Origin of the sequence: Pseudomonas putida S13.1.2 (assembly GCF_000498395.2) — a bacterium.
GTDB lineage: Bacteria > Pseudomonadota > Gammaproteobacteria > Pseudomonadales > Pseudomonadaceae > Aquipseudomonas > Aquipseudomonas putida_Q.
Window position 1 is genome coordinate 5,248,796 of sequence record NZ_CP010979.1, and the last position, 16,908, is coordinate 5,265,703.

The 16,908-nt window shown below is 61.9% G+C and carries 15 protein-coding genes and 1 pseudogene; 11 read left to right on the forward strand and 5 right to left on the reverse strand.

The features are described 5' to 3' along the window. Window positions 1-93: 93 nt before the first annotated feature. Window positions 94-546 (forward strand): YaiI/YqxD family protein, encoded by a 453-nt coding sequence (locus N805_RS23175; RefSeq protein ID WP_019473824.1) that lies wholly within the window; start codon window positions 94-96, stop codon window positions 544-546. 127 nt (window positions 547-673) lie between these two features. Here the strand turns inward: N805_RS23175 and elbB are convergent, their stop codons facing one another. Beyond that, the gene (gene elbB, locus N805_RS23180; protein WP_019470984.1) at window positions 674-1,342 is read right to left on the reverse strand and encodes an isoprenoid biosynthesis glyoxalase ElbB; all 669 of its coding nucleotides are present in this window, start codon (window positions 1,340-1,342) and stop codon (window positions 674-676) included. A gap of 112 nt (window positions 1,343-1,454) precedes the next feature. On the opposite strand from elbB, the pseudogene N805_RS31085 reads away from it, so the two are divergent. Further along, a pseudogene (locus N805_RS31085) lies at window positions 1,455-2,033 on the forward strand (sterol desaturase family protein); the annotation flags it as partial. A 549-nt stretch (window positions 2,034-2,582) separates the two neighbouring features. Here N805_RS31085 and N805_RS30245 read toward each other — a convergent pair. Next, window positions 2,583-3,227 carry a DedA family protein gene (locus N805_RS30245; RefSeq protein WP_019470982.1) on the reverse strand — a complete coding sequence of 215 codons (645 nt, stop codon included), beginning with the start codon at window positions 3,225-3,227 and terminating at the stop codon, window positions 2,583-2,585. A 213-nt stretch (window positions 3,228-3,440) separates the two neighbouring features. On the opposite strand from N805_RS30245, the gene ppk1 reads away from it, so the two are divergent. Further along, window positions 3,441-5,696 (forward strand): polyphosphate kinase 1, encoded by a 2,256-nt coding sequence (ppk1, locus tag N805_RS23195; RefSeq protein ID WP_019470981.1) that lies wholly within the window; start codon window positions 3,441-3,443, stop codon window positions 5,694-5,696. Here the strand turns inward: ppk1 and ppx are convergent. After that, on the reverse strand, window positions 5,683-7,185 hold the full coding sequence (ppx, locus tag N805_RS23200) for an exopolyphosphatase (RefSeq protein ID WP_019470980.1): 1,503 nt from the start codon (window positions 7,183-7,185) through the stop codon (window positions 5,683-5,685). The two genes, ppk1 and ppx, sit on opposite strands and share 14 nt — an antisense overlap. Before the next feature lie 254 nt (window positions 7,186-7,439). Between ppx and trxA the strand changes: the two genes are divergently transcribed. The 7 genes from trxA to N805_RS23235 all read left to right on the forward strand — a co-directional run bounded on the left by trxA (window position 7,440) and on the right by N805_RS23235 (window position 13,556). Continuing rightward, window positions 7,440-7,769, forward strand: coding sequence for a thioredoxin TrxA (trxA, locus tag N805_RS23205; RefSeq protein ID WP_019470979.1), 330 nt, complete (start codon window positions 7,440-7,442; stop codon window positions 7,767-7,769). Window positions 7,770-7,996: 227 nt separating this feature from the next. Then, window positions 7,997-9,256, forward strand: a complete 1,260-nt coding sequence (rho, locus tag N805_RS23210; protein ID WP_003253661.1) for a transcription termination factor Rho — start codon at window positions 7,997-7,999, stop codon at window positions 9,254-9,256. 213 nt (window positions 9,257-9,469) lie between these two features. Continuing rightward, the gene (locus tag N805_RS23215; RefSeq protein WP_019470978.1) at window positions 9,470-9,790 is read left to right on the forward strand and encodes a type II toxin-antitoxin system RelE/ParE family toxin; all 321 of its coding nucleotides are present in this window, start codon (window positions 9,470-9,472) and stop codon (window positions 9,788-9,790) included. Next, window positions 9,787-10,101, forward strand: coding sequence for an addiction module antidote protein (locus N805_RS23220; protein ID WP_019470977.1), 315 nt, complete (start codon window positions 9,787-9,789; stop codon window positions 10,099-10,101). Before N805_RS23215 ends, N805_RS23220 begins: the two co-directional genes overlap by 4 nt. Window positions 10,102-10,224: 123 nt before the next feature. Next, window positions 10,225-11,691 carry a 4-hydroxy-3-polyprenylbenzoate decarboxylase gene (ubiD, locus tag N805_RS23225; RefSeq protein ID WP_016502174.1) on the forward strand — a complete coding sequence of 489 codons (1,467 nt, stop codon included), beginning with the start codon at window positions 10,225-10,227 and terminating at the stop codon, window positions 11,689-11,691. After that, window positions 11,691-12,659 carry a CDP-6-deoxy-delta-3,4-glucoseen reductase gene (locus tag N805_RS23230; protein WP_019470976.1) on the forward strand — a complete coding sequence of 323 codons (969 nt, stop codon included), beginning with the start codon at window positions 11,691-11,693 and terminating at the stop codon, window positions 12,657-12,659. The genes ubiD and N805_RS23230 overlap by 1 nt, the downstream gene beginning before the upstream one ends. A 246-nt stretch (window positions 12,660-12,905) precedes the next feature. Beyond that, entirely contained in the window at window positions 12,906-13,556 is a 651-nt protein-coding gene (locus N805_RS23235) for a gamma-glutamylcyclotransferase (protein ID WP_019470975.1), read from the forward strand. Between the two features lie 116 nt (window positions 13,557-13,672). On the opposite strand, the gene N805_RS23240 is transcribed toward N805_RS23235, so the two are convergent. Continuing rightward, entirely contained in the window at window positions 13,673-14,650 is a 978-nt protein-coding gene (locus N805_RS23240; RefSeq protein WP_019470974.1) for an NADPH:quinone oxidoreductase family protein, read from the reverse strand. Between the two features lie 157 nt (window positions 14,651-14,807). Here N805_RS23240 and N805_RS23245 point away from each other — a divergent pair, with 157 nt between their 5' ends. Next, entirely contained in the window at window positions 14,808-15,212 is a 405-nt protein-coding gene (locus N805_RS23245) for a flagellar basal body-associated protein FliL (RefSeq protein WP_019470973.1), read from the forward strand. Window positions 15,213-15,794: 582 nt separating this feature from the next. On the opposite strand, the gene N805_RS23250 is transcribed toward N805_RS23245, so the two are convergent. Continuing rightward, on the reverse strand, window positions 15,795-16,907 hold the full coding sequence (locus N805_RS23250; protein WP_019470972.1) for an ABC transporter permease: 1,113 nt from the start codon (window positions 16,905-16,907) through the stop codon (window positions 15,795-15,797). Between the last annotated feature and the right edge of the window lies 1 nt (window position 16,908).

The window sequence follows — 16,908 nt, forward strand, 5'->3', positions numbered from 1 at the left end:
ATTTTTGGCGCCATTTTCCCAGCGCTCGCCTGCTCCAGCTTTCGCTGCGCTTCAGGCATTATGGGCGCGTTGAGTTCATGTAGAGAATTTCCGATGCGTGTATGGATCGATGCCGACGCCTGCCCTAAGGCGGCCAAGGATCTGATCGTCAAGTTCGCCCTCAAGCGCAAGTTTGAGGTGGTGATGGTTGCAGGGCAGGCCGTGGCCAAGCCGGCGTTCGCGATCGTGCGCCTGATCGTGGTACCCAGCGGCATGGACGCAGCCGACGACTACCTGGTCGAACACGCCGTGCCGGGCGAGCTGGTGATCTGCAGTGATGTGCCGCTGGCTGACCGCCTGGTTAAAAAGGGCGTGACCGTGCTGGACCCGCGCGGGCGCGAATTCGACGAGCGCAACATGGGCGACCGCCTGGCGGCGCGCAACCTGTTCACCGAGTTGCGTGAGCAGGGCCAGGTGGGGGGAGGGCAGGCGGCTTATGGTGAACGTGAAAAGCAGGCGTTTGCCAATGCGCTGGACCGGATCATTGCCCGGCTGAGTAAAACCTGATGCGGGGCTGCTTTGCAGCCCATCGCCGGCAAGCCAGCTCCCACCTCGACCGCGTTGACCTCAAGCCATGCCCTATTGCTGTAGGAGCTGGCTTGCCGGCGATGGGCTGCGCAGCGGCCCCAAGGGCTTACTGGTCACCCTCGTGCGTGAGTTCCAGGATTCGGTCCACCAGCTTGTAGATCCCGCCCGCCGCTTCGCTGATCGACTTGGCCTCCATGTAAGCCGGGGTAGTCACCAGCTTGCGCTGGGTGTCTTCGACAATGTCGTGTACATCGCACTCTTCATGGGTGCCGCCCATTTTCTCGACAGCCGCCGCAGTGCCTGCGTCGCTACCGATGGTGCAGACCACGCCCGGCCCGTAGATCTTCGCGGCCAGTGCCGGCGAAATGCAGATCAGGCCAACCGGCTTGCAGGCGTCGGCAAAGGCTTCGGCCAGGGCGAGCACGTCTGGGTTGACGCTGCAGTTGGCGCCTTCCACGGCGAAGTTGGACAGGTTTTTCGCCGCCCCGAAACCGCCCGGCACGATCAGCGCATCGAAGTCATCAGCCTTGGCTTCGCGGATGTCCTTGACCTCGCCGCGGGCAATGCGGGCAGACTCCACCAGCACATTGCGCGACTCGGGCATTTCCTCGCCCGTCAGGTGGTTGATGACATGCATCTGCGCAATGTTCGGCGCGAAGCACTGCACCTGCGCACCGCGCTGGTCGAGGCGCAGCAGGGTGATCACGCTTTCGTGGATTTCGGCGCCGTCATACACGCCACAGCCGGAAAGAATCACCGCTACTTTTTTTGTCATGCTCATTACTCCAGTGTCGAGGCGCTAAATGTCCTCTAGTTTGGCAGATGTCGCCATAGGGGTTGCCGCAGGTGCGGCCTAATCTTGATGGATACCGCCTGAGGCCGTACCCATGGACCTGATACTGCTGGCCGTGCCGTTCTTCTTCGTGCTGATCGCCGTGGAGCTGGTGGCCGACCGTGTGCGTGGCCAGCGCAACTTTACCCTGGCCGACTCGATCAACAGCCTGAGCACTGGCGCGCTGTCGACCAGCACCGGGTTGCTGACCAAGGGGGTAGGGCTGCTGACCTACGCCCTGGCGTTCGAGCACCTGGCGCTGTTGCGCCTGCCGCCCGAAGCCTGGTGGGTATGGCTGCTGGCCTTCGTGCTGTACGACTTCTGCTACTACTGGCTGCACCGCCTGGGCCATGAACGCAACGTGCTGTGGGCCGCGCATTCGGTGCATCACCAGAGCGAGGAGTACAACCTCACCACCGCGCTGCGCCAGACCAGTAGCGGGTTCATCTTCTCGTGGGTCTTCTACCTGCCGCTGGCGTTGCTGGGCGTGCCGCCACTGGTGTTCATCACCGTGGCATCGCTCAACCTGCTGTACCAGTTCTGGGTGCATACCCGGCACGTTCCCAAGCTTGGCTGGCTTGAGTGGGTGTTGATCACGCCTTCCAACCATCGCGTCCACCATGCGCAAAACCCTGCTTACTTGGATCGCAATTACGGCGGCGTGTTCATTCTCTGGGACCGTCTGTTCGGCACCTTCAAAGAGGAAGACCCGGCCGAGCCGGTGGTGTTCGGGGTAACCACGCCGCTGGCCAGCTGGAACCCGCTGTGGGCCAATTTGCAGTTCTACGCCCAGCTCTGGCATGACGCCCGGCGCACTGCCAGCCTGTGGGACAAGCTGCGCATCTGGTTCATGCCCACTGGCTGGCGCCCGGCCGATGTGGCCGCACGCTATCCTCAGGCCAAACAGGACCTGACGGTGTTTCGCAAGTTCGAGATTGCCCTGGACCGCCCGCAACAAGCCTACGTGGCCATGCAGTTCGTGGTCTATGTGGCCTTGGGCAGCTACCTGATGGACGTAGCCGAAGGCGTGCCGGTCGCCGCGCTGGTGCTCGGCTGGTCGCTGATGGCGTTTGGTCTTTTCGTATTGGGCGCGTTGCTGGAGAACCGGCCCTGGGCTGCACGCCTGGAGCTGGCGCGGCTGGTGGTGAATGCGCCGGCGCTGTACCTGGCCGGCGCACTCGGCCTAGCGGTGGTCGCGCCGCTGGCCTGGTTCCTTCTCGTGGTCTACAGCCTTCTCAGCCTCTGGGGCCTGGGCCTGGTCCGCCGCCTTGCGCTCCGCGCGCAGGGCACGGAAGCGCCTGCGCAGCCACAGCAGGGCGCCCAGACCCAGCAGGCCACCGAGCACCCATAGCTCGTAACGCTTCACGTTGCCCAGCAGGCCTTCGAGGATAGCGCCGAAGTGGTAGGCGGCCGCGCCCAAGGCAATTGCCCAGATGGCCGCGCCAATACCATTGAGCAGCAGGTAACGGCGCGGCGGGTAGCCCGACAGGCCAATGGCCACGGGCATGACCGTACGTAGGCCATAAACGAAACGGAAGCTCAGCACCCAGATGTCGGGGTGGCGGCGGATGTGGTCCAGCGCCCGGTCACCCATTGCTTGCCAGCGCGGCTTGCGCGCCAGGATCCTGCGCCCGTGGCGGCGGCCCATGAAGTACCACAGCTGGTCGCCGGCATAGCTGCCCAAGAACGCCACCAGGCACACCAACTTGATGTCCATGTACCCACGGAACGCAAGAAAACCCGCAAGCACCAGGATGGTCTCGCCTTCGAAGAAGGTGCCTAGAAAAAGGGCAAAGTAGCCGAAATCCTGCAGGAATTGTTGAAGCATTTTCTGAGGTGCTGGCGAAATGAACGCGCAGCCTACCCCTTCGCGCGCATTCGTGAAAGTGTCCAAATGTGTCTCGACGTGAACAATTCCTACACAGACAATGCCAGAGGCCACGCGCCATGGCTTGCCCTGGTGTGTAACACAGGCGTCATAATGGGCGCTTATCTTGCCGCTCAATTGATGATAGGGCGTTAACGTCCTCAGGAACGCCAGATGAATAACGAAGTGCTCACCCCTGTCGCGATCAAGGAAGCCCAGGAGCTCCCAGAAGAGATGGTGCAGACCCCGCCAGACCTGCCGCCGGCGCCCGAGCCCGAGCCCGTGGAGGAGCAGCTGGCCGAGCCTGTGGCTGCGGCACCCGCGCCCGCGCCGGCCCCGGCAATCGCCGTCCCTGGCCTGGACGACAGCAGCCTGTACATTCATCGCGAACTCTCGCAGCTGCAGTTCAACATCCGGGTGCTGGAACAGGCCCTGGACGAGAGCTACCCACTGCTCGAACGCCTCAAGTTCCTGCTGATCTTCTCCAGCAACCTCGACGAGTTCTTCGAGATCCGCGTCGCCGGCCTGAAGAAGCAGATCAACTTCGCCCGTGAGCAGGCCGGCGCCGACGGCCTGCAGCCGCACCAGGCGTTGGCGCGCATCAGCGAGCTGGTGCACATCGAGGTGGAGCGTCAGTACGCGATCCTCAACGACGTGCTGCTGCCGGAGCTGGAAAAGCACCACATCCGCTTTATTCGCCGCCGTTACTGGACACCCAAGCTCAAGACCTGGGTGCGCCGCTATTTCCGCGACGAAATCGCCCCGATCATCACCCCGATCGGTCTGGACCCGACCCACCCGTTCCCGCTGCTGGTGAACAAGAGCCTCAACTTCATCGTCGAGCTGGAGGGGGTCGATGCCTTCGGCCGCGACTCGGGCCTGGCGATCATCCCGGCGCCACGCCTGCTGCCGCGGGTCATCCGCGTGCCTGAAGAGGTTGGCGGCCCGGGTGCCAACTACGTGTTCCTGTCGTCGATGATCCACGCCCACGCCGACGACCTGTTCCAGGGTATGAAGGTGAAGGGCTGCTACCAGTTCCGCCTCACCCGTAACGCCGACCTGGCGCTGGACTCCGAAGAAGTCGACGACCTGGCCCGCGCCCTGCGCGGCGAGCTGTTCTCGCGCCGTTACGGCGACGCCGTGCGCCTGGAAGTGGCCGACACCTGCCCGAAACACCTGTCGGACTATTTGCTCAAACAGTTCAGCCTCAGCGAAAGCGAGCTGTACCAGGTCAATGGCCCGGTCAACCTTACCCGCCTGTTCAGCATTACCGGCCTGGACAGCCACCCGGAGCTTCAGTACACGCCGTTCACCCCGGCGATCCCCAAGCTGCTGGTGAACGCCGACAACATTTTCAGCGTGATCAGCAAGCAGGACATCCTGCTGATGCACCCGTTCGAGTCCTTTACCCCGGTGGTCGACCTGCTGCGCCAGGCCGCCAAGGACCCGCACGTGCTTGCCGTGCGCCAGACCCTGTACCGGTCCGGGGCCAACTCGGAAATTGTCGATGCCCTGGTGGATGCTGCGCGTAACGGCAAGGAGGTCACCGCGGTGATCGAATTGCGCGCGCGCTTCGATGAAGAGTCCAACCTGCAGATGGCCAGCCGCCTGCAAGCGGCTGGTGCGGTGGTCATTTACGGGGTGGTCGGCTTCAAGACCCACGCCAAGATGATGTTGATCCTGCGCCGCGAGCAGGGCGAGATCGTGCGTTATGCGCACCTGGGCACCGGCAACTACCACGCTGGCAACGCCCGCCTGTACACCGACTACAGCCTGCTGACCTCTGACGATTCCCTCACCGAGGACGTTGGCAAGCTGTTCAGCCAGTTGATCGGCATGGGCAAGACGCTGCGCATGAAAAAGCTGCTGCACGCACCGTTCACCCTGAAGAAGGGCATGCTCGACATGATCGCGCGGGAAACCCAGTTTGCCCTCGAAGGCAAGCCGGCGCACATCATTGCCAAATTCAACTCGCTGACCGACGCCAAGGTTATCAAAGCGCTGTACAAGGCCAGCCAATCGGGTGTGAAGATCGACCTGGTGGTGCGTGGCATGTGCTGCCTGCGCCCAGGTATTCCGGGGGTTTCACACAATATCCAGGTGCGCTCGATCATCGGCCGCTTCCTTGAGCATACGCGGGTGTTCTACTTCCTCAATGGCGGTGAGGAGCAGATCTACCTGTCCAGTGCCGACTGGATGGAGCGCAACCTCGACAAGCGCGTCGAGACCTGCTTCCCGGTGGAAGGCAAGAAGCTGTTGCTGCGGGTGAAGAAGGAGCTGGAAAGCTACCTGACCGACAACACCCACGCATGGACCCTGCAGCCAGACGGGCGCTACGTGCGCAGCACCCCGACCGGCAACCAGAACCCGCGCAGTGCCCAGGCGACCCTGCTGGAGCGCCTGAGCAACCCGGTCCTCAACGTACGCTGAGGACGAAGCCTACCCGGGCCAGCCACTCCGCCTCGTTGGCGAAGTCGGCCTGGGTCAGCTGGTTCTGCTCCAGCCAACCTTCAGGGAAGACGACATCCAGGCTGTTGTCCCCGCCCTTCAGTACGACCTTTGGCATCTGTTGGGTGCCGCGGATGTGGTGGAACAGGATGGCAAAGCGCAGCAGCACGCACAGGCGCAACAGCTTGACTCCTTCGTCACCCAGTTCGGCGTAACGGTCTTTGGGAATGTTGCGGCGGTGGCCGCGAACCAGCAGGGCCATCATCTGCTGATCTTCCCTGGAAAAGCCCGACAGGTCGGAGTGTTCGATCAGATAGGCGCCGTGCTTGTGGTAGTGGTAATGGGCAATGTCCAGCCCGATTTCGTGCACTTTCGCTGACCATCCCAGAAGATCGCGCCAGTTTCCGTCTTTCAGGTCCCAAGCGTCGGCCACTTGGTCGAAGGCATGCAAAGCCTTGCGCTCGACCCGTGCAGCCTGGCCCTGATCCACGTGGTAGCGCTCCATCAGCGAGTTAAGGGTGCGCTCGCGCACGTCCTCGTGGTGGTGGCGGCCAAGCAGGTCGAATAGCACGCCTTCGCGCAGGGCGCCGTCGCAGTGGTCCATGCGCTGCAGCTCCAGCGCGTCGAAGATCGCTTCGAGAATGGCCAGGCCTGCGGGGAAGATGGTGCGGCGGTCCGGCTTGACGCCGTCGAAGTCGATCTTGTCGACCTCGCCCAGCTTGAACAGCTTGCGTTTGACCCAGGCCAGGCCCTCGGCGTTGACCTCACCATTGCCCAGGCCACCGGCCTTGATGGCGGCGCCGATGGCGCGAATGGTGCCGGACGAGCCGATGGCCTCGTCCCAGGTCAGGCGATGCAGGGCATGCTCGATGCTCATCAGTTCCAGGCGCGCGGCCGTGTAGGCCTGGGCGTAGCGGGCCGGGGTGATCTTGCCGTCGCGGAAATAGCGCTGGGTGAAGCTGACGCAGCCCATCTGCAGGCTTTCGCGCAGCAGCGGTTCGAAGCGCTGGCCAATGATGAACTCGGTGCTTCCGCCGCCTATGTCCGCCACCAGGCGTTTGCCAGGGGTGTCGGCCAGGGTGTGCGACACGCCCAGGTAGATCAGGCGCGCCTCTTCACGGCCGGAGATGACCTCCACAGGGTGGCCGAGGATGGCTTCGGCGCGCTGGATGAACTCGTTACGGTTGCGCGCTTCGCGCAAGGCATTGGTACCGACGATACGCACGGCGCCTGCCGGCATGCCGTTGATCAGCTGGGAAAAGCGCTTGAGGCAATCCAGGCCTCGTTCCATTGCCTCTTCACTGAGTTTGCGCTCTTCGTCGATGCCGGCGGCAAGCTGAACCTTCTCGCCGAGCCGCTCGAGAATGCGGATTTCTGTATGGTGGGCCTTGGCCACGACCATGTGAAAACTGTTGGAGCCAAGGTCGATGGCGGCGATCAGGGACAGGTTCTTCGCGATGGTATGCGGCATGATCTGGTTGTTCTCGGTCGTTAACCCGGCAATCGTGCCACGATAGCAGGCTGTCGCCAACGCGTGACACGCAGCCGATGTGCTGGCCTTGATGCAAGGCAATGTGCCATTCGATTCTATGACGGCTGTATGACAGTTTCGATTCGCGGCGTCTTGCACAACTATAGTTACACTCAATCGTCCGCGGCTTCCTGTAGGCGGCGGGTGCGGCTATGATGGGCAACGTTTTTTTGCTTACGACCCTGGAGATATCCATGAGCAGCGATCTGATCAAACATGTCACCGACGCCACCTTCGAGGCCGAAGTCCTGAAAGCCCAAGGCCCGGTGCTGGTCGACTACTGGGCTGAATGGTGCGGCCCATGCAAGATGATCGCGCCAGTCCTGGACGACATCGCTACCACCTACGAAGGCAAGCTGACCGTCGCCAAGCTGAACATCGACGAAAACCAGGAAACCCCGGCCAAGCACGGCGTGCGTGGTATCCCGACGCTGATGCTGTTCAAGAACGGCAACGTCGAAGCCACCAAGGTTGGCGCGCTGTCCAAGTCGCAGCTGGCCGCATTCCTCGACGCCCACCTGTGATGTAAAAAAGCCCCGCAAATGCGGGGTTTTTCTTTTTCAGAGCACTAGACGCAGAAAAAAGCAAGTGTTACATTCGGCCTCGCACTGCTTTTCCGGTGCCCTCTACACGCCGTCGCCGAAGCATCCCTAATTCGAATCAGTACGCGATCCTGTCGCCATCTAGCGGCGCGGCCTCATTAAGCCAGAAGCTTAATTCTCCCTTCTTACATGATTACGTCACTCCCCTTATGAACCTGACTGAACTCAAGCAAAAGCCGATTACCGATCTTTTGGAAATGGCCGAACAGATGGGCATCGAGAACATGGCCCGTTCGCGCAAACAGGACGTGATTTTCGCCCTGCTGAAGAAGCATGCGAAGAGCGGCGAAGAGATTTCGGGTGACGGCGTGCTGGAGATTCTCCAGGATGGTTTCGGTTTCCTGCGCTCGGCTGATGCGTCCTACCTGGCCGGCCCGGACGATATCTACGTCTCGCCCAGCCAGATCCGCCGTTTCAACCTGCGTACCGGCGACACCATCGTCGGCAAGATCCGCCCGCCGAAGGAAGGGGAGCGTTACTTCGCTCTGCTGAAGGTTGATACCATCAACTTCGACCGTCCGGAAAACGCGAAGAACAAGATCCTGTTCGAAAACCTGACGCCGCTGTTCCCGAACAAGCGCCTGAAGATGGAGGCCGGTAACGGCTCCACCGAAGACTTGACCGGTCGCGTCATCGACCTGTGCGCCCCGATCGGCAAAGGCCAGCGTGGCCTGATCGTCGCCCCGCCAAAAGCGGGCAAGACCATCATGCTGCAGAACATCGCGGCCAACATCACCCGTAACAACCCCGAGTGCCACCTGATCGTCCTGCTGATCGACGAGCGCCCGGAAGAAGTGACCGAAATGCAGCGCACCGTGCGCGGCGAAGTGGTTGCCTCCACCTTCGACGAGCCGCCAACCCGCCACGTGCAGGTTGCCGAAATGGTGATCGAAAAGGCCAAGCGCCTGGTCGAGCACAAGAAGGACGTGGTCATCCTGCTGGACTCCATCACCCGTCTGGCGCGTGCCTACAACACCGTGATCCCAAGCTCCGGCAAGGTACTGACCGGTGGTGTCGACGCCCATGCCCTGGAGAAGCCGAAGCGCTTCTTCGGCGCCGCGCGTAACATCGAAGAAGGCGGTTCGCTGACCATCATCGCCACCGCGCTGGTCGAAACCGGCTCGAAGATGGACGAAGTGATCTACGAAGAGTTCAAGGGCACCGGCAACATGGAGCTGCCACTGGACCGCCGCATCGCCGAGAAGCGCGTGTTCCCGGCCATCAACATCAACCGTTCCGGTACCCGCCGCGAAGAGCTGCTGACCGCCGACGACGAACTGCAGCGCATGTGGATCTTGCGCAAGCTGCTGCACCCGATGGACGAAATCGCCGCCATCGAGTTCCTGGTCGACAAGCTCAAGCAGACCAAGACCAACGACGAGTTCTTCTTGTCGATGAAGCGCAAGTAAGCTTCGCAGGCATCACGCAAAAGCCGGGGAAACCCGGCTTTTTGCTGTTTGTCACAAAAGACCGTTCGCCAGCACGCCGAACGAAGGCCAACATGCTGCTTGTGGCGTGGGGGCCTGCCTGATCCAGGCATTTGCCTCCTGCCTCCCGAAGACCAGCGAAGCCGGGCTGGTTGATGAATCGTCACACGGATGTCTCTTATAAGGTACACTTGGATGTACGCAGTTCATCACGTTCTATCCGCTAATGATGTGGATGTTTACCAGGCATGGCTGAACACCATTCGTGACACAAGGGTGAAGGCGCGAATCACTACAAGGGTCGACCGGGCGGCGCAGGGCTATTTTGGCGTGACCCAACCAGTGGGTGATGGCGTGTTCGAGATGAAACTGGACTTCGGGCCAGGCTATCGCGTCTATTACGCCATCTCCGGGCGGAAGATCATTTTCCTGCTCGGAGGTGGCACGAAAGACCGGCAGCAGGCCGATATTGATCAAGCCAGATCTCTGTGGCAGAGGCATAAGGTAGCGCTATGACCGGCACACGCTCGCATGAAGAAAGTGTTCTCGAAATGCTCCGCAAGGATGAGTCTTTCGCCATCGATTATCTTGCGGTTGCGCTTGAAGAAATCGATGAACCTGGTGGCGCCGCAGGTTTTCTGACGGCGGTTCGACGCGTAGCGGAAGCGCGTGGTGGGATGGCTAATCTGTCCCAGGCCACGGGGCTTGCGCGTCCAAACCTCTATCGAGCCTTGGCTGCTGATGGGGACCCAAGATTGTCGACTGTGTTGAAGGTGCTGCAGGCCCTTGGAATCGGGTTGTCAAAGGTTGTATCGCATAATCGGTGAGGCGCAAGGTAAGCGTCCCGACCAAGGCCTGAAGCGGCCACCAATGCATTTTTGCCCCCAAACAATGCCCGAACGGCGCTACACTCTGCACCCCGACCGATACGGCCAACACGAGGCTTTTGCATGCAGTATCGCGACTTGCGCGACTTCATCCGTGGCCTGGAACAGCGCGGCGAGCTCAAGCGCATCCAGGTTCCGATCTCCCCAGTCCTGGAAATGACCGAGGTCTGCGACCGCACTCTGCGTGCGAAGGGCCCGGCATTGCTGTTCGAAAAGCCCACCGGCTTTGACATCCCGGTGCTGGGCAACCTGTTCGGCACCCCCGAGCGCGTGGCCATGGGCATGGGCGCCGAGTCGGTCGAAGAACTGCGCGAAATCGGCAAGCTGCTGGCCTTCCTCAAGGAGCCAGAGCCGCCGAAGGGCCTGAAGGACGCCTGGTCCAAGCTGCCGATCTTCAAGAAGGTCGTGTCGATGGCGCCGAAGGTCGTCAAGGACGCGGTATGCCAGGAAGTGGTGGTCGAGGGTGATGATGTCGACCTCGGCGCACTGCCGATCCAGCACTGCTGGCCAGGCGACGTGGCGCCGCTGATCACCTGGGGCCTTACCGTTACCCGCGGCCCGAACAAGGACCGCCAGAACCTGGGCATCTACCGCCAGCAGGTCATCGGCCGCAACAAGGTCATCATGCGCTGGCTGAGCCACCGTGGCGGCGCCCTCGACTACCGTGAGTGGTGCGAGAAAAACCCCGGCCAGCCGTTCCCGGTTGCCGTGGCCCTGGGGGCTGACCCGGCGACCATCCTGGGTGCCGTGACCCCGGTGCCGGACACCCTCTCCGAGTATGCCTTCGCCGGCCTGCTGCGCGGCAATCGCACCGAGCTGGTCAAGTGCCGTGGCAGCAACCTGCAGGTACCGGCCACCGCCGAAATCATCCTGGAAGGCGTGATCCACCCGGGCGAAATGGCCCCGGAAGGCCCGTATGGCGACCATACCGGCTACTACAACGAAGTGGACAGCTTCCCGGTGTTCACCGTCGAGCGCATCACCCACCGGCAGAAACCGATCTACCACAGCACCTACACCGGCCGCCCGCCAGATGAGCCGGCGATTCTCGGTGTGGCGCTGAACGAAGTGTTCGTGCCGATCTTGCAGAAGCAGTTCCCGGAAATCACCGACTTCTACCTGCCGCCAGAAGGCTGCTCGTACCGCATGGCGGTGGTGACCATGAAAAAGCAGTACCCAGGCCACGCCAAGCGCGTGATGCTGGGTGTGTGGTCGTTCCTGCGACAGTTCATGTACACCAAGTTCGTTATTGTCACCGATGACGATATCAACGCCCGTGACTGGAACGATGTGATCTGGGCCATCACCACACGCATGGACCCCAAGCGTGATACGGTGATGATCGACAACACGCCGATCGACTACCTGGACTTCGCGTCGCCGGTATCGGGGCTGGGGTCGAAGATGGGCCTGGACGCCACGCACAAGTGGCCGGGCGAGACTACACGCGAATGGGGACGGGTCATCGTCAAGGACGAAGCCGTCACCCGCCGTATCGATGAGCTGTGGGATCAGTTGGGAATAGATTGATGCAGGTAACGTTGCAGCCGTCCGGGGCGGTGCTGGCGCTCGAACCCGGGGAACGGATCCTGGATGGAGCGCGGCGGTTGGGCTATGACTGCCCGAATAGCTGCCGCAATGGCAATTGCCATGTCTGCGCCGCGTTGTTGGTCGAAGGGCGGGTACGCCAGGACGGCGAAGTCCGTGACCATGGCGAGCTGTTCACCTGCATTGCCGAGCCGCTGGAGGACTGTGTGTTGCTCTGGGATGGTGTGCTCGCCCTGGGTGAGTTGCCGGTGCGCAAGCTGGCGTGCAGCGTCACTGAGTGCGTCGACGTGGGTGGCGATGTCTGGCGGGTGCGCCTGCGTGCACCAGCCGGCAAGCCACTGCGTTACCACGCCGGGCAGTACCTGATGATCGAGCGCGAGGGCGGCAAGCCGGCCGCGTTTTCGCTGGCCTCCGCACCCCACGCCGGGCGTGAGCTGGAGCTGCACGTGCTGGCCCGTGAGCCCAGTGCATTGCAACTGATCGAGCAGCTCAAGCGTGACGGCCTGGCACGCATCGAAATGCCGTTTGGCGACACCCACCTGGCCGAGCTGCCCGACGGGCCGCTGGTATTGATTGCCGCCGGCACCGGCATGGGCCAGATGCACAGCCTGCTCGAGCATTGCCGAGCCAACGGTTTCAAGTACCCGGTACACCTGTACTGGGGTGTGCGCCGGCCCGAAGACTTCTACCAGATCGAGCACTGGGACGAATGGCAGCGCCTGCCCAACCTGTTCCTGCACCAGGTCGTCAGTGACCTGTGCGGCTGGGAGGGCCGTTGCGGCATGCTGCATGAGGCGGTCTGCGAGGACATCGCCGACCTCAATACGGTGCATGTGTATGCCAGCGGTTCACCGAACATGATCTACGCCACCCTCGACGCCCTGGTCGAAGCCGGCATGGATGCACACCGCATGCGTGCGGATGTGTTTGCCTACGCCCCACGCGGTTAATAACCGAAGTTGGAACAAGTGGGTATAAGGCGGTAATTGTTACCGCCTTGGCTAATAACTTTAACCGTTGCCGAAACAGTACTTCCCCAGTCGTCGGAACCGCGCATTAAAGTATTGCCCCAGGGCTTGAGTATTCCTGCATTTCTGGCCTATGGTTACTGCAAGCGCCCTTGGTACACGGCTTGGGGCCGCAGTTTGAGCGAATCTCGCTACATCTGTAGTTCACAGGGATAATGGCGGCAGCTTATGTCGGCAATTGAAAGTATGTCTTGGCAAGTTTCATATCCTCCTTCACTCGACTTTGGTCAGCAACATACTCGCGACCAGTTGTTCAACTCCATGAAGACGACCATGTCTCGACATCAGGGCGGGCCGGTGTGGCTGTTTGCCTACGGTTCGCTGATCTGGCGCCCGGAGTGCAATTCGGTGGAGCGCCAGCGCGCGCGGGTACATGGATATCACCGTGGCCTGTACTTGTGGTCGCACGAGCATCGCGGCACCCCGGAAACACCCGGCCTGGTGTTCGGCCTGGACCGTGGTGGTTCCTGCAGCGGTTTTGCCTACCGGCTGGAGGAGAGCAACCTGGACGACTCGCTGATGGCCCTGTGGCAACGCGAGATGCCGTACCCGGCCTATCGGCCGCACTGGCTCAATTGCCGGCTGGGCGATGGCAGCAAGGTACAGGCCTTGGGCTTTGTGCTGGAGCGGCATTTGCCTTGCTATGCGGGCAACCTGCCGGATACCTTGCTCAGCCAGATCCTGGCCAGTGCCAAGGGGCGTTATGGCACCACGCGCGACTATGTCGAGCAGACCTTGAATGCCTTGCGCAGCCACCAGATGCCCGATCGCAACCTGGAGGCGCGGTTCAGGCGTTGCCATAACCTGCGTGAAGTTTGAGTTTTTGGGGCCGCTGTGCGGCCCATCGCGACACAAGACCGCTCCTACAGGGATTTGCGTTGCGCTGTAGGAGCGGCCTTGTGTCGCGATAGGGCTGCAGGGCAGCCCCAGAAAAATCAATGCATCCGCACCACCAACTTACCCACAGCCTGCCGCTGCCCCAGCTTCTCGATGGCAGCCCCGGCCTCGGCCAGTGGATAAGTCTGCGACACCAGCGGCTTCAACTTACCTTCGGCATGCCAGGCAAACAGCTGCTTGAAGTTGGCCGCATTATCCTCGGGCTGGCGCTGTGCGAACGCGCCCCAGAACACCCCCAGCACCGCCGCGCCCTTGAGCAGCACCAGGTTGGTCGCCAGTTGTGGAATGCTGCCGCTGGCAAAACCCACCACCAGCAGCCTGCCATTCCAGGCCAGCCCGCGCACTGCCTGCTCGAACAGCTCGCCGCCGACCGGGTCGTAGATCACATCCACACCCTGGCCGCCGGTCAGGCGCTTGATTTCTTCGCGCAGGCTGGCTTGGCTGTAGTCGATCAGCTCATCTGCCCCGGCCGCCTTGGCCACGGCCACTTTTTCGGCACTGCTGGCCGCCGCGATCACCCGCGCACCCATGGCCTTGCCGATTTCCACCGCCGCCAGACCGACCCCGCCGGATGCGCCCAGTACCAGCAGTGTCTCGCCTGCTTGCAATTGGCCGCGCTGGCGCAGGGCGTGCATCGAGGTGCCATAGGTCATGCCAAACGCTGCAGCGGTGGTGAAGTCCATGCTGGCCGGAATTGGCATCACGTTGTAGAACGGCACCGCCACCTGCTCGGCGAACGCACCCCAGCCGGTGAGTGCCATGACCCGGTCGCCGACCTTGAACGCGCCGGCTTTTTCCCCAACCGCGGCCACCACGCCCGCGGCTTCGCCGCCGGGTGAGAACGGCAGTGGTGGCTGGAACTGGTATTTACCTTCGATGATCAGGGTGTCGGGGAAGTTGACACCGGCGGCCTGCACATCCAGCAGAATCTCGTTTTTCTTCGGCAGCGGGCTGGCCACGTCTTCCAGTACCAGATCACGCGCCGGACCCAGGGTTTTGCACAACACAGCTTTCATCGGGGCTATTCCTTTGCGGGTAGTGGCCGATAAGTGTAGGAGGGCCGCTTGCCGGGTCAACGAGCATGGCCCGCCCTGATGGGCCGGCATAAGCCCCGGCTTGGGTTTGAGCGGCGTGCTGGGTAAGCTGGCGCCAACTGTATTGAGGAGCGAATTCGTGAAAGCGTGGATCTTGATGGTGCTGGCGCTGCTGCTGCCGGCTGCGGCCATGGCCGAAGAAGCCAAGGAAGGGGCGCCCAAGGTTGCTTACATCAGCCTGAGCCCACCCTTTGTGGGTAACTATGCCCTCGACGGCGGCCCGCGGCTGCGCGTGTACAAGGCCGACGTGGCCCTGCGCGTGACCGGCGACGAAGCGGCCAAGGCGGTGAAGCATCACGAACCGCTGATCCGCAACCAGCTGGTGGCACTGTTCACCCAGCAGACCGTGGACAGCATGAGCAATGTCGAGTCCAAGGAGCACCTTCGCCAGGAGGCGCTGAAGCAGGTGCAGCAGGTGCTGGAAGCGGAAGAGGGCAAGCCGATCGTCGAAGACCTGCTGTTCAACAACCTGATCGTGCAATGAACTGAAACCTTATGAGGCCAATCGCCGCTGCAACACGGTGATAGCGGCCTCGTTACGGCGCTGGTATTCCAACCGGCAACGGAAAAAGCATTCAGGCCGAAGCGAGGTGAGCTCCGGTTGTAGGCGTTTTCTGTCTTATCTGTAAGCCCGCCAGTTTTCAGTTTCTGATGCCATAGCCACGTTAAATTGTGGCTTGTCTCCAGTTGCTCGAGAGTATTGGCGATCGCTAGACTGGACAGGTGTCAGGTCAAGTCACGGCATGGTGGTGGTCGGGAATTCCTCACCTTCACAATGAGGCCTGAGCATTTCGCGGCAGTAAGGGCTGCTGTTGGCTTCAGCCTGGGCTTCACATATCCGGCAACAGTGCCGGCTGTTGTCAGTGGTGCGCTGGATACGCAATAATCGCCCTGTTCCCGCAAGGGACTTGCGAGACTCTGTGGATCCTGGTTCAACCAGCTATTACAGAGCCGGGCAGGTAAATGGCGATGACAAGCCAACCTGTCTGTGATCAGGGCGCCGAAAGGCGCCCTTTGTCTTTGTGCCAGTTTTCCAATTTCCTGACCGGAATGATATCGCACGCCCTCATGACGCCAGGCTACGGCGAAACCGCGTCAGGGCGACGCTGAAAAACACCAGGCCGATCAGCGCCAGCGCCAAAATATCCGGCCATACCACCGCCCAGCCGGCATCCCGGAACAGGATCGCGGTACCCAGGCTGACAAAGTGCGTCGACGGCGACCCCTGCATCACCCATTGCAGCCATTGCGGCATGCTGTCCAGCGGTGTGCTGCCGCCAGACAACAACAGCATCGGGATGATCACCGGGATGGCCAGCAGGCCGAACTGCGGCGTCGAGCGTGCCAGGGTGGCGAGGAAGATGCCCAGCGCGGTACTGGCGAACAGGTACAGCGCGGTCACGGCCAGAAACAACCCCATCGAGCCGGACAGCGGCACACCCAGCGCGCCTTTCACGACCACCACCAGCGAAACCCACGTGCAGATCACCACCACCAGCGCGTTGCTGCCGATTTTTGCCAGCATGATTTCCAGTGCGGTGAGCGGCAGCACCAGCAGGTGGTCGAGGGTGCCATGCTCACGCTCGCGCAGCAGCGCGGTGCCGGTGAGGATGATCGCCAGGATGGTGATGTTGTTGACGATCTGGATCACCGCCAGGAACCAGCCCCCCTCAAGGTTGGGGTTGAACAGCGCCTTGGGGTTGATCAGCACCGGGCTTTGCACGTTGCCGCGCTGGCTGTAGTCGAGCAGCTCGCGCTCGAAGATGCGGCCGATGTAGCCGGCGCCCATGAACGCCTGGCTCATGGCCGTGGCGTCGACGTTGACCTGCAGCTCCGGCGAGCGCCCGGCCAGCAGGTCGCTCTGGAAGTTCACCGGTACGTTGATCACGAAGGTGTACTCGCCGCTGTCCATGGCCTGGTCCAGGCGTGTTGCGGGCAGCGGCACGGCGGGTTGGAACTCGGGCGGTTGCAGGGCTTGGGTCAATTTGCGCGACAGCAGGCTGTGGTCTTCGTCCACTACCGCGACGCTGGCGTTGTGTACGCCGATCACCGAGCCGGCGGCCGGCATGTAGATCGCCACGCTGAAGGCATACAGCAGGAACAGCAGCAGCACGCTGTCATGGCGCAGGCTGGTCAGTTCTTTCAAGCCCAGGCGCAGGGTGTGGTTAAGGCGCGACATG

Excerpts from the sequence above, each read along its gene's own strand:
- N805_RS23215 (WP_019470978.1), top strand. The coding sequence starts at position 9,470 with ATGTACGCAGTTCATCACGTTCTATCCGCTAATGATGTGGATGTTTAC.
- ppx (WP_019470980.1), bottom strand. The coding sequence starts at position 7,185 with ATGCCGCATACCATCGCGAAGAACCTGTCCCTGATCGCCGCCATCGAC.
- N805_RS23230 (WP_019470976.1), top strand. The coding sequence starts at position 11,691 with ATGCAGGTAACGTTGCAGCCGTCCGGGGCGGTGCTGGCGCTCGAACCC.
- N805_RS30245 (WP_019470982.1), bottom strand. The coding sequence starts at position 3,227 with ATGCTTCAACAATTCCTGCAGGATTTCGGCTACTTTGCCCTTTTTCTA.
- N805_RS23240 (WP_019470974.1), bottom strand. The coding sequence starts at position 14,650 with ATGAAAGCTGTGTTGTGCAAAACCCTGGGTCCGGCGCGTGATCTGGTA.
- N805_RS23175 (WP_019473824.1), top strand. The coding sequence starts at position 94 with ATGCGTGTATGGATCGATGCCGACGCCTGCCCTAAGGCGGCCAAGGAT.
- trxA (WP_019470979.1), top strand. The coding sequence starts at position 7,440 with ATGAGCAGCGATCTGATCAAACATGTCACCGACGCCACCTTCGAGGCC.
- elbB (WP_019470984.1), bottom strand. The coding sequence starts at position 1,342 with ATGACAAAAAAAGTAGCGGTGATTCTTTCCGGCTGTGGCGTGTATGAC.
- ubiD (WP_016502174.1), top strand. The coding sequence starts at position 10,225 with ATGCAGTATCGCGACTTGCGCGACTTCATCCGTGGCCTGGAACAGCGC.
- ppk1 (WP_019470981.1), top strand. The coding sequence starts at position 3,441 with ATGAATAACGAAGTGCTCACCCCTGTCGCGATCAAGGAAGCCCAGGAG.
- N805_RS23235 (WP_019470975.1), top strand. The coding sequence starts at position 12,906 with ATGTCGGCAATTGAAAGTATGTCTTGGCAAGTTTCATATCCTCCTTCA.
- rho (WP_003253661.1), top strand. The coding sequence starts at position 7,997 with ATGAACCTGACTGAACTCAAGCAAAAGCCGATTACCGATCTTTTGGAA.
- N805_RS23220 (WP_019470977.1), top strand. The coding sequence starts at position 9,787 with ATGACCGGCACACGCTCGCATGAAGAAAGTGTTCTCGAAATGCTCCGC.
- N805_RS23250 (WP_019470972.1), bottom strand. The coding sequence starts at position 16,907 with ATGTCGCGCCTTAACCACACCCTGCGCCTGGGCTTGAAAGAACTGACC.